Origin of the sequence: Pseudomonas sp. PNPG3 (assembly GCF_023093815.1) — a bacterium.
In the GTDB taxonomy this organism is placed as follows: domain Bacteria; phylum Pseudomonadota; class Gammaproteobacteria; order Pseudomonadales; family Pseudomonadaceae; genus Aquipseudomonas; species Aquipseudomonas asiatica.
In genome coordinates this window covers 1-268 of the sequence record NZ_JALLKV010000226.1, presented here as the reverse complement: position 1 = coordinate 268, position 268 = coordinate 1, and the positions used below count along the sequence as shown (strand labels likewise).

Below are 268 nucleotides of genomic sequence, written 5' to 3'. Positions count from 1 at the left end.
CGGCACCGATCTCCCGACGACGTCCGCCGCCGCGACGGCGATGACGACGGGCGCCGACGGCAGCGCCGTCGTACCGATCGGGGAGGACGGTGCTGAGGCGTCCGTCGGCGAGTTCGCCGTGTCGATCCCGGCGGGCACCGCCCCGGCCGGGACCGATCTGATCATCGAGACCGCGGTCGCGAAGGACGCCCCTGTCGGCGAGCTCGACGACGAGGACATCGAGCTCGTCACCGCGGTGTACGACCTGAGCCTCAGCACCGGCGAGCAG

General features: G+C 72.8%; 1 protein-coding gene. It reads left to right on the top strand.

The window, feature by feature from the left end:
* The coding region (locus MJ643_RS30825; RefSeq protein WP_247727325.1) for a hypothetical protein at positions 1 to 268 on the top strand (268 nt) is incomplete at both ends.